The organism is Streptomyces sp. NPDC005808, assembly GCF_042871385.1.
Taxonomy (GTDB): Bacteria; Actinomycetota; Actinomycetes; order Streptomycetales; family Streptomycetaceae; genus Streptomyces.
Map to the genome: position 1 here is coordinate 704,178 of NZ_JBIAIK010000002.1, position 11,217 is coordinate 715,394.

Annotated in this window: 7 protein-coding genes; 1 reads left to right on the forward strand and 6 read right to left on the reverse strand. The window is 69.9% G+C overall.

From position 1 onward, the window contains the following. Nucleotides 1-25: 25 nt before the first annotated feature. The 6 genes from meaB to ACFYPC_RS06735 all read right to left on the reverse strand — a co-directional run bounded on the left by meaB (nucleotide 26) and on the right by ACFYPC_RS06735 (nucleotide 8,303). Nucleotides 26-1,009, reverse strand: a complete 984-nt coding sequence (meaB, locus tag ACFYPC_RS06710) for a methylmalonyl Co-A mutase-associated GTPase MeaB (RefSeq protein WP_388671799.1) — start codon at nucleotides 1,007-1,009, stop codon at nucleotides 26-28. After that, the gene (gene scpA / locus ACFYPC_RS06715) at nucleotides 1,006-3,168 is read right to left on the reverse strand and encodes a methylmalonyl-CoA mutase (protein ID WP_388671802.1); all 2,163 of its coding nucleotides are present in this window, start codon (nucleotides 3,166-3,168) and stop codon (nucleotides 1,006-1,008) included. Before scpA ends, meaB begins: the two co-directional genes overlap by 4 nt. After that, nucleotides 3,168-4,976, reverse strand: coding sequence for a methylmalonyl-CoA mutase family protein (locus ACFYPC_RS06720; protein ID WP_388671805.1), 1,809 nt, complete (start codon nucleotides 4,974-4,976; stop codon nucleotides 3,168-3,170). The genes scpA and ACFYPC_RS06720 overlap by 1 nt, the downstream gene beginning before the upstream one ends. Before the next feature lie 83 nt (nucleotides 4,977-5,059). After that, nucleotides 5,060-6,445 (reverse strand): lanthionine synthetase LanC family protein, encoded by a 1,386-nt coding sequence (locus ACFYPC_RS06725; protein ID WP_388671808.1) that lies wholly within the window; start codon nucleotides 6,443-6,445, stop codon nucleotides 5,060-5,062. 189 nt (nucleotides 6,446-6,634) lie between these two features. Further along, nucleotides 6,635-7,309, reverse strand: a complete 675-nt coding sequence (locus ACFYPC_RS06730; RefSeq protein ID WP_388671811.1) for a TetR/AcrR family transcriptional regulator — start codon at nucleotides 7,307-7,309, stop codon at nucleotides 6,635-6,637. Nucleotides 7,310-7,568: 259 nt separating this feature from the next. Further along, nucleotides 7,569-8,303, reverse strand: a complete 735-nt coding sequence (locus tag ACFYPC_RS06735) for a DUF2993 domain-containing protein (RefSeq protein ID WP_388671813.1) — start codon at nucleotides 8,301-8,303, stop codon at nucleotides 7,569-7,571. 656 nt (nucleotides 8,304-8,959) lie between these two features. Here ACFYPC_RS06735 and ACFYPC_RS06740 point away from each other — a divergent pair. Continuing rightward, nucleotides 8,960-11,173, forward strand: coding sequence for an MMPL family transporter (locus ACFYPC_RS06740; RefSeq protein ID WP_388671816.1), 2,214 nt, complete (start codon nucleotides 8,960-8,962; stop codon nucleotides 11,171-11,173). The last annotated feature ends 44 nt before the right edge of the window (nucleotides 11,174-11,217 follow it).

Consider the following 11,217-nt stretch of genomic DNA (forward strand, 5'->3'; position numbering starts at 1 on the left):
CAGATCCTCATCGCAGGGGGTTGGTTCAGGAGCCTTTGCCGCCGAAGGCCCCGAGAATACGTTCGGCCGCGAGTGTGGCCGTCAACTCGCCCTCCCTGACCTGCTGTTCGAGGGCAGGTGTGAGGGCTCGTACGGCCGGATCGGCGTGCAGACGGCCCAGGAGTTCGTCGCGGACCATCGTCCAGGTCCAGTCGACCTGCTGGTCACGGCGTTTGGCGGCGAGCCGGCCGGTCGAGTCGAGGAGTGTGCGGTGCTGTTCGAGGCGGTCCCAGACCGTGTCCAGACCGGCAGACTCGCGGGCGCTGCAGCTCAGCACGGGAGGCGCCCAGGCCCCGTCCTTGCCGTGCATGAGCCGGAGCGCGCCCGCCAACTCCCGTGCGGCAGCCTGCGCGTCGCGTTCGTGCGGTCCGTCCGCCTTGTTGACGGCGATCACGTCGGCGAGTTCCAGGACGCCCTTCTTGATGCCCTGGAGCTGGTCGCCGGTGCGGGCGAGGGTCAGCAGGAGGAAGGAGTCGACCATGTTCGCGACGGCCGTCTCGGACTGGCCGACGCCGACCGTCTCCACCAGCACCACGTCGTAGCCCGCGGCTTCCATCACCACGATCGACTCGCGTGTCGCTTTGGCGACCCCACCGAGTGTGCCGGCGGTGGGGGAGGGCCGGATGAAGGCCGCGGGGTCGACGGCCAGGCGTTCCATCCTCGTCTTGTCGCCCAGGATCGAACCGCCCGTACGGCTGGAGGACGGGTCCACCGCCAGCACCGCCACCCGGTGACCGAGCGCGGTCAGCATCGTGCCGAAGGCGTCGATGAACGTCGACTTGCCCACGCCCGGTACTCCACTGACGCCGATCCGCCGGGCCCGGCCGCTGTGCGGGAGCAGCTCGGTCAGCAACTCCTGGGCCAGGGCCCGGTGCCCGGGCCGGGTGGACTCGACGAGGGTGACGGCGCGCGCGACGAGCGCGCGCTTCCCGTCGAGTACGCCCTTGACGTAGGTGTCGAGTTCGATCACAGGTCGTGCCCGAGGTCGGCAGAGAGCCGCTGGACGAGGTCGTACGCCGCGTCGGGGATCACCGTCCCGGGCGGGAACACGGCGGCCGCTCCCATCTCCAGCAGGGTCGGCACGTCCTGAGGAGGGATCACCCCGCCCACGACGATCATGATGTCCTCGCGGCCCTCCGCCGCCAGCTCCTCCCGCAGCGCCGGTACGAGGGTGAGATGGCCGGCGGCCAGTGAGGACACCCCGACGATGTGCACGTCCGCCTCGACGGCCTGGCGGGCCACCTCGCCCGGGGTCTGGAACAGCGGGCCGACGTCCACGTCGAAGCCGAGGTCGGCGAAGGCGGTGGCGATCACCTTCTGCCCGCGGTCGTGACCGTCCTGGCCCATCTTGGCGACCAGGATGCGCGGGCGGCGGCCCTCGGCCTCCCCGAAAGCGTCCACGAGCGTGCGTGTGCGGTCCACGGACGGGGACTCGCCGGCTTCGTTGCGGTACACACCGGAGATCGTACGGATCTGGCCCGCGTGCCGCCCGTACACCTTCTCCAGGGCGTCGGAGATCTCCCCGACGGTGGCCTTGGCACGGGCCGCGTTCACCGCCAGCTCCAGCAGGTTCCCCTCGCCGCCGGCCGCCCGGGTCAACGCGTCCAACGAGTCCTGGCAGACCCGCTCGTCGCGCTCCGCCCGCAGCCGCCGCAACTTCTCGATCTGCTGAGTCCGTACGGAGGAGTTGTCGACCTTGAGGACATCGATCTTCTCGTCCGTCTCCACCCGGTACTTGTTGACGCCGATGACCGGCTGGCGCCCCGAGTCGATCCGGGCCTGGGTGCGGGCCGCGGCCTCCTCGATGCGCAGCTTGGGGATGCCCGCGTCGATGGCCTTGGCCATGCCGCCGGCCGCCTCGACCTCCTCGATGTGCTGCCAGGCCCGGCGCGCGAGGTCGTACGTCAGCTTCTCCACGTACGCGCTGCCGCCCCAGGGGTCGATCACCCGGGTCGTGCCCGACTCCTGCTGGATCAGCAGCTGCGTGTTGCGGGCGATGCGCGCCGAGAAGTCGGTGGGCAGGGCGAGTGCCTCGTCCAGCGCGTTGGTGTGCAGCGACTGGGTGTGGCCCTGGGTGGCCGCCATCGCCTCCACGCACGTACGCGTGACGTTGTTGAACACGTCCTGCGCCGTCAGCGACCAGCCGGAGGTCTGCGAATGGGTGCGCAAGGACAGGGACTTGGGGTTCTGCGGGTCGAACTGCCTGACCAGCTTCGCCCACAGCAGGCGCGCCGCCCGCATCTTGGCGATCTCCATGAAGAAGTTCATGCCGATCGCCCAGAAGAAGGACAGCCGAGGCGCGAACGCGTCCACATCCAGGCCGACTTCGCGCCCCGCCCGGATGTACTCCACACCGTCCGCGAGCGTGTACGCCAGCTCCAGGTCGGCCGTCGCGCCCGCCTCCTGGATGTGATAGCCGGAGATCGAGATGGAGTTGTAGCGCGGCATCCGCTGCGAGGTGAAGGCGAAGATGTCGGAGATGATCCGCATCGACGGCTTCGGCGGATAGATGTACGTGTTGCGGACCATGAACTCTTTGAGGATGTCGTTCTGGATGGTCCCGGCCAACTTCTCGGGCGGTACGCCCTGTTCCTCGGCCGCCACGATGTAGAGGGCGAGTACGGGGAGCACGGCGCCGTTCATCGTCATCGATACGGTCATCCTGTCCAGCGGGATGCCGTCGAAGAGCTGGCGCATGTCGTAGATGGAGTCGATGGCGACGCCCGCCATGCCGACGTCGCCCGTCACGCGCGGGTGGTCGCTGTCGTAGCCGCGGTGAGTGGGCAGGTCGAAGGCGACCGACAGACCCTTCTGACCCGCCGCCAGGTTGCGCCGGTAGAAGGCGTTGGACTCCTCGGCCGTGGAGAATCCCGCGTACTGGCGGATCGTCCAGGGCTGGTTGACGTACATCGTCGGGTACGGCCCGCGCAGGAACGGGGCCATGCCCGGATACGTGTCCAGGAAGTCCAGGCCCTCCAGGTCACGGCCGGTGTACAGCGGCTTGACCGCGATGCCTTCCGGCGTCTCCCAGAACGCCTCGTCGCCACCGAGCGCCTTGCGCCACTCGTCCGTGCCGCCGTCGGCGGTGGGCGTCCCCAGTTCGATTCCGGAGAAGTCGGGGATTCCCATCAGGACACTCCCATGCGGTCGAGGGTGGCGGAGAGCACGGCGACGGCGTCGCAGCCCGTGAAGACGTACGCGTCGACATCTGTGTACTGCCCGGGACGGCCGGCCAGGAACACATGCCGGGCGCCCGCGGCCCTGAGCGCCTGGGCCGTGCTCCCGGCCTTCTCCTCGTAGAGCGCGTCGCTGGAGCACAGACAGACCTCGGTGGCGCCGCTGTCCTCGAACGCGCCCTCCGAGACCGCCTCGATTCCGCCGGCCTGGAACAGGTTGGCGGCGAAAGCCGTGCGAGCGGTGTGGGCCGCGGCGGGCCCGATGGCCGCCAGATACACCCGCGGCCGGGTTCCGGTGGCGGCGAGGTGGGCGTCCGAGCGGGCGCGCAGAACTTCGTATGCCTCGTCGCGTCGCACTCGCGGAAGTCCGCCGGTCGGCGGCTCGGGAGCGGGCTCGCGCTCCACGAGACGCTCGGCGAGATTCGGGAACTCGCTGACGCCGGTGATGGGTTCGCGCCGCTTGGCCAGCTTCGCGCTGCGCGCCGCCCAGGTGGTCGCGAGGTCCTGGCCGAGGCGGCCCGAGCGCAGGGCGGTCGCCTGGCCGCCCGTGCGCTCGATCCCCTGGAAGAACTCCCAGCCCGCGTGGGCGAGTTCGTCCGTCAGCCGTTCCACGTACCAGGAGCCACCCGCCGGGTCGATCACCCGCGCCAGATGCGACTCCTCGACCAGGATCGTCGAGGTGTTGCGGGCGATGCGGCGCGCGAACGCGTCCGGCAGGCCCAACGCGTGATCGAAGGGCAGCACCGTGACGGCGTCGGCGCCGCCGACCCCGGCGGCGAGTGTGGCGACGGTCGTGCGCAGCATGTTCACCCACGGGTCGCGGCGCGACATCATCACCGGCGAGGTCACCGCGTGCTGTACCTGAGCGCCCGCGCCCGGCGCTCCGCACGCCTCGGCGACCCGGGCCCACAGCCGTCGGGCCGCGCGGAGCTTGGCGATGGTCAGGAACTGGTCGGCGGTGGCCGCGTACCGGAAGGCCAGCTGGCCACAGGCCTGTTCGACGGTCAGCCCCGCCTCGGTCAGCGCTCGCAGATACGCGACACCCGTCGCAAGGGAGATGCCCAGCTCCTGCCCGGCCGAGCCGCCGGCCTCGTGGTACGGCAGGGCATCCACGGTCAACGCCCGCAGTCCCGGATACTCCTCGGCGCACAGTCGCGCGAGACCGGCGACCGGCGCGAATTCCAACGCTTCACCCGTACGGGCCTCGTGGCCCAGCGGGTCCGCGCCGAGACTGCCGCGCGCCGCGTCTTTGGCGACGCCTCGCTCCTCGTACAGCCGCAGCAACTCGCGCGCCGCGGACTCGACTTCACGTCCCGCGTCGAGGGCGACGGGCGCCAGGTCGAGGTAGACGCCGTCGAGTGTGCGGCCGAGGGAGGACACGGGGATCCCGTTCTCGCCGACGACCAGCCAGAGTGAGGTGACGCCGTTCTCCAGGTCCCCGAGCACCGCTGTGCTGTCGGGCGACGAGTGCTGTTGCCGTACGTCCCAGCCGCCGGCCGTGCTTCCCTCGGGCCGACCGCCTCGTACGAAGGGGGTGAATCCCGGAAATCCGGGATCCGGAGCCTCGTCGTGCGTCGTGTACAGGGGCCGGGTGGTGAGGCCGTCCTCCAGTGGGGTGGACAGCGCGGCTTCGGCCGCGGCGCCCGAGACGTCCTTGCCCGACTTGCGCAGCACGCCTTCCACGAGACTCTGCCACTGCTCATGGGATGCGGAGGGGAACTCGGCGGCGAGCGATAGCCCGTCGTTGGGCAGGACTGTCATGCTCGGATGCTAGGTCAGATCGCTTGAGAGGGAGCAGAGGACAAGGCTGTGACCTTGCCCTCGCCTGATCTGTGACCCCGGTCTCATCGACCATGACCGGTGCGGCGACGGCCGGAAACGTCCCCGTGTCCGGCCATCTCACCTCGCACGGCCGTGCTCCGCAGGTGCGCCGGCACGGCCCACCACTGGTCCGGGCGGTCCACCACCACGGCGTTCGGACCCGTCTCCAGGAACCGGTCGAGGCGCAGGAGGTACGCGGCGATGCCCGCCGCGCCCTGCATCCACGTCGTGCCGGGCGGCAGCAGGGGCGGGTCCTGACGGTGTTCGAGGAAACGCCAGCGGACGCCTGCCGTGTCCCTGACGGCTCGCTCCACCAGCGCGTCGCCCATCGTGCGCGCTGCCCTCGCGTAGGTGTCCGCGCGCGCTGTTCCCTCGCAGGCCTGCGCCGCGTCCAGCAGGATGTCTCCCACCCCCGCCGTTCCGCAGCAGCGGCCGTCGTTGTCCCAGAAGCCGGGGCGCAGGCGCTGCGGGACTCCCGAGCCGAGGATCGAGGTCAGGCAGCGGTGCCGCAGCTCGTCGACCCCGTGTCCCGCCACCTCGCTCACGCCCGCGTGCGACAGGGCCGAGAACAGGTGAGAGGTGCCCGCCGGACCGTGGCACCAGGTGTACGTCACCGGTTCCACCTCCCGCTTGGACGGCGGGATGGTGTGCGGGACGATGAAGCCGCCGTCCTGCAACGAGCCCACGGACAGGACGTGTCGGGCTCCCAGTACGGCGGCCTCGACGAAGTCCTCCCGGCCGAGCGCCGCACCCGCCGTCGCCAGCGCCGACGCCACCCCGGCAGTGCCGTGCGAGTAGTTCGGCGCCCGCGACTGCGTGCTCGCCCCGATACCCCAGTCCAGTCCCGCCTCCGTACGGTCCGCCACCCGCAGCAGGGCCTCGCAGCCCGTCGTCGCGATCCCCTCCGCGAACTCACCGCCCGCCCAGACCGCCGTCAGCACCACTCCCGCGGTGCCCATGATGATGTCGTTCAGGGGTGCGTCCGAACCCGGTTCGAACTCGACTGTCGTCTTCCAGCCTTCGGGTGTCGCCAGGGCGGAAAGCCGTCGCAGCGCGACCGCTTCCCTGCCGGGGTCCAGCAGCTTCAGCGCCAGGACATCGCCCGCCAGCCCGACGTACAGCGAAGGTTCCGTCGTGTCCTGCTCCCGGGCCGACAGCCTGGCCACGATTCCCGCGGCCAGACTCCGCTCCCTCTCGCTCAGCTCCCGGTACCGCGCGATCTCCGCCAGCACGGGGGCCAGGCCCGCGATGCCCGAGTACAAGGTGTCGCGGTCCTCCGTCGGTCCCTCGTCCTTGGCATCGTCCGGCACCGTCTCCGGCAGCCAGGGCCCCTCGCCGTCCCGCACCTGGTCCAGTACCCACGACCAGGCCGCCTCGCCCAGCTCCCGATATCCGCCGCTCACCGTCACCCCGCCACGCTACCTGTGGGGTCTCCGCCGGGTTTCATCGGTCAGTGTCGGCACGGCGTACGGAAGTCGGCGCGACATGTCCAGCACGATCCCGCACATTGATCTGGCGAGCTCAGCGCCGGGCGAGGCGGCTCGCAGGTGCTACGCGGCTACCTGGCACGGTCGTCGCGGGACGCGGGGGAGGGTCTGTCAGCCCGTCTCGGGAGTGGACGGCACGTCCGCCACTTCGGTACTGCGGGACGCCAACAGGGTGGAGAGCTCGCGCAGTTCCGCCTCCGCGCGTCCGACCGGTACGCCGGCCGCGGTCAGCGCTGCGATCGCCGTAGCCGTGCCGTCGTCCTGCCAGGCACCGGAGTTGACGCTCTCCAGCAGTGAAAGGGACAGCGCCTCCAAGGCCGAACTCAGCACGGGCGCCGGGACGTTGCTGTGGAAGGCGCCGTACGACTGGCCGCGTTCCAGGATCGCGGTGACCGTCTCACGGGCGGGGGCAAGTACCTCGGACACGCGTTCCGCTCCCAGGTCGCGTCGAGCCAGCCCGATCAGCATCCGGTAGCGGTCGCCGACCGGCCAGATCGCCAGGACGAATCTGGCCAGGGCACGCTCGGGTGGGTCGGTCGGCGTGCCCGCACGCTCGACCGCCTCGCGCAGGGACTGCGACACCTCTTCCGCCACCGCCTCCAGGAGGGCGGGGCGTCCAGGGAAGTGCCCGAAGACTGTACGCCGCACCACGCCCGTGGCCTGAGCGATCTCCTCGATCGTGGCGTCCGGGTTCTTGCCCAGCTCCTGTTGCGCCACGGCCAGGATGCGCTCGCGGTTGGCGCGGGCGTTGCGTCTCCTGGGCTCGGGAGCGGCGGTCATGGCCATGGCGGAACCTCGATGGTCGGTGCGTGCCCGGGCGGACGGATTCCGCAGGCACATGATCAGTCACTCGCAATTCTGCGCATCACCGGGCAATCGAGCAATCCGCTGCCCGGCCCCGTCCCCGGGGCTTTGGGCCGTCGGGGGGCGCCTGCCTGACGTCCCCGGCCCGCAGGGCCCGCTTGCCCGGGCGGCCCCAGTCGTTCCCTAGGCCTCTTTGGGCGCTCCCCGGCGCCCTCGAAGGTGGCCGGCAGTCCCCCGGCCGTCAGGCGTCGCTCTCCGACGATCCGTCCATCCTGAAGGTGACGTCCCGGCCCGACAGTCTCGCGGTGAGGCCCGACGAGTTCGTGGAGATGCTGTCCAGGGTCAGTCCGTGCGGGATGTTCCGCAGGGGGACCGGCTTGGCGAAGATGTCGTTGATCAACTGCCTCGCGGGGTCGGGCAGGTGATCCGAACCGATGCGCACATCCTCGAAGGCGATGCTGGTGGGCCCTCCCTTGGCGACCCTCGCGCTGACCTGGAACTGCCCCAGCAGCGGCGCCTCCACGGTCGCGACGACCCGCCCGGGGGCGGTACCTGCCTTCACCTCGATGCCCAGCGCGTCGGAGATGTCCCGGTAGGTGACGAGCGCCGTCGCTGTCGTGGAGTCGGCCTGAGCGGTGTCCGCGTCCGAGTTCCGCTTGAGGTTCGTCATGTGGACGTCCAGCTCCGCCACGGCGATCGGGTTCGCCGAGTCCGCCGGGATGTGCTGCGCGGAGATGTCGACGCGGTCGAGAGTTCCGCCGGCCAGCTGGGTGATGACGGGACGATCTCGTATCCGGACCTGTGCCGTGGCGCCGGTCGCGTCCTCGAAGGCCTGGGCAGTTCGCCATTCGGTGAACTTGAGTGCTGTGAAATCGGCGCCGACGGTCAACAGTGGGATGGCCGCGAGCACGGGGAGGATGACGCGGCGTCGCCGCCAGAACTGCCGCGGGCGGCGGGCTGTGTCTGTACTGGGCATGGGTGGCGTCCCCCCGCGTTGTAGCGCACGTACTTGCCAGTGACTGAGCAAGTTAGCTTGATGCTCGCTTATGTGTAAATAGGTGCTGCGCGCTGGTGGTCGGTCGGCCGCGGCCCGGCGGTGGAGTGGGTGCCCACCGGGCCGCGGCCTTCACGTCGACCGGCTTGTGCAGCCGGTGCGACTCCGGGACCCTACGGCCTCCCCAGGCGTCGGGTCCCGGTGCGCGCCCGTCCCCACCGGCGCGCGTTCCGGTTGCACGGTCATGCGCTGTGCGTGTCATGTCGCCGGAACATGTCGCCATAGTTGCACGGCAATGAGCAAGAAGCTAATCTGCACATCACTGAGCAAGTAAGTGCTTTTGAGCTATGAAGGAAGCTGGCATGCGTCTCTTTGTGTCGACCCCTGTCGACCGCACGGCGGGCCGACTTTCCCGAGCCGAGGCTCCTGCGGCGACGGGCTGACGGTCCCCAGTCAGGACTCCCGTGGCGCCGGGTCGGCGTTCCCCCGGATGGCCTCCCCTCCTCGCGGTGGGCCGATGGCGAGCCGACAGTGGGCGGAGAGCGCGGATCCGGGCTCTCCGCCCATCGGTCACTGCGCGCAACGGTCGAGCCCCTCGGCCTTCGGCGCAGGCTGGTCCTTCACGTCCGGGAGCAAGCGTGTCCGTCTATCTGTTCCGCCTGGCCCGATGGGCGTTCCGGCGCCGCCGACTCGTCCTCGCCCTGTGGATCCTGGCTGCCGGAACCGCGATCACCCTCTCGGTCGTCGGCGGAGGCAAGACCGACGACACCTTCACGGTCCCCGGGACCGAGTCGCAGCGCGCCACCAACCTCCTCAAGGAGAAGCTGCCCGCGCTGAGCGGCGGCCAGACGCAGATCGTGTTCGCGACCCACGGCGACACCAAGGTCACCGACTCCTCCTACAAAGCAGGCATCGAGGCCTCGGTCGACGCGCTGCAGAAGGTGCCGCAAGTAGGCCTGGTCACCGACCCGTTCGCGTCGAAGGCGATCTCCAAGAACGGCAATGTCGCCCTGGGGTCGGTGCAGTACGACGCCCAGCCGACCGACGTGAAGGAATCGACCCTGGACGCGGTCGAGGCCGCCGTCGTCCCGGCGCGGAACGCGGGCGTGGACGTCGAGTACTCCGGAAGTGTCTACCCGGGCTGGAACCAGACGATCTCGGAACTGCCCGAACTCATCGGCCTGTTGGTCGCCTTCGTGATCCTTACGATCACGTTCGGCGCCTTCGTCGCCGCCGGGCTGCCGATCCTCACCGCCGTCATCGGCATCGTCGTCACCCTCATGAGCGTCTCCGCCCTGGCGTCGGTCATGACGATCGCCTCGACCTCGACGACCGTGGCCACGATGCTCGGACTGTCCTGCGGCATCGACTACGGCCTGTTCATCCTGGCCCGGCACCGCAACAACCTGCTCACCGGCATGAGCATCGAGGACTCGGTCGCCCTGGCCGCCGGCACGGCGGGCAGCTCGGTCGTCTTCGCCGCGCTCACCGTGATGATCGCGCTGTGCGGGCTCGCCGTGGTCGGCATTCCGTTCCTGACCGTGATGGGTTTCGCCGCGGCGGGAGCCGTACTGATCGCCCTGCTCATCGCCCTGACGCTGATGCCCGCCATGCTGGGCTTCGCCGGGAACAAGGTGGCGAGATTCATCAGTACGCCGCTTCGCCAGGGGCACCACGAGAGCGTCGCCCAGATCGCTGCCAACGAACCGGAGCGCACCTTCGGGGCCGGCTGGGCGCGGTTCGTGGTGCGTTGGCGGGTGCCACTGCTGATCGGCGGGATCGCCTTCCTCGTGGTGCTCGCGCTGCCCGCCACCAGGATGGACCTCGGACTGCCGGGCGCATCGTCGAAGCCGAAGAGCGACACCTCGCGCAAGGCCTACGACCTCACCACGGCCAACTTCGGCGCCGGCTTCAACGGTCCGCTCCTGGTGGTCGCCGACGGTGTCCCGAACGACTCGGCGGCCACCCCCATCACCGACCGGCTGGCCAAGATTCCCGGCGTCGTGGCCGCCGCGCCGATGGCGGTGGACAACGGAGTCGCCGTCATCCGGGTGACCCCGAGCACCGGTCCCAACGACGACGCCACCACCGACCTCGTGAACGGAATCCGCGACGACCGGGCCGAGATCGCCGGTGACTCCGGGGCCCAGATCCTGGTCGGCGGCACCACCGCCTCCAACATCGACGTGTCGAGCAAACTCTCCTCGGCGCTGCCCGTCTTCCTGGTCGTCGTGGTCGGTCTGGCGTTCATTCTGCTGACGATCGCGTTCCGCACCATTCTCGTGCCGATCAAGTCGATCATCGGGTTCCTGCTGTCGGTGGCCGCCGCCTTCGGCGCGCAGGTCGCGATGTTCCAATGGGGCTGGGGGCAGCACCTGTTCGGTATCACGCCCAGTCAGACCATCAGCTTCCTGCCCCTTCTGATGCTCGCGATCATCTTCGGACTCTCCAGCGACTACGAGGTGTTCGTCGTCTCCCGCATCAAGGAGGACTTCACCAAGAACGGCGAGGCCGTCAGGGCGGTGGAGCGCGGCACCGGTCTGTCCGCACGTGTGGTGACCGCCGCCGCACTGATCATGTTCAGCATCTTCGTGGCTTTCATGTTCACCGACGACCCGACCGTCAAGGCCATCGGCTTCAGTTTCGCCGTCGGCGTGCTCCTCGACGCGTTCGTGGTCCGGCTCACCCTGGTGCCCGCCATCATGGCGATCATCGGCGCGAAGATCTGGTACCACCCGAAGTGGTTCTCCACCTACATCCCCGACCTCGACATCGAGGGGGACCGCCTCCAGCGCGGGTTCGAGGGGCTCGGCCCCGACCGGCCCTCGGACGAGCGGAGGGCCCAGGCCTAGCGCCACGTCTCGAGTCCGGCGACGACGCCGACAGCAGCACCGGC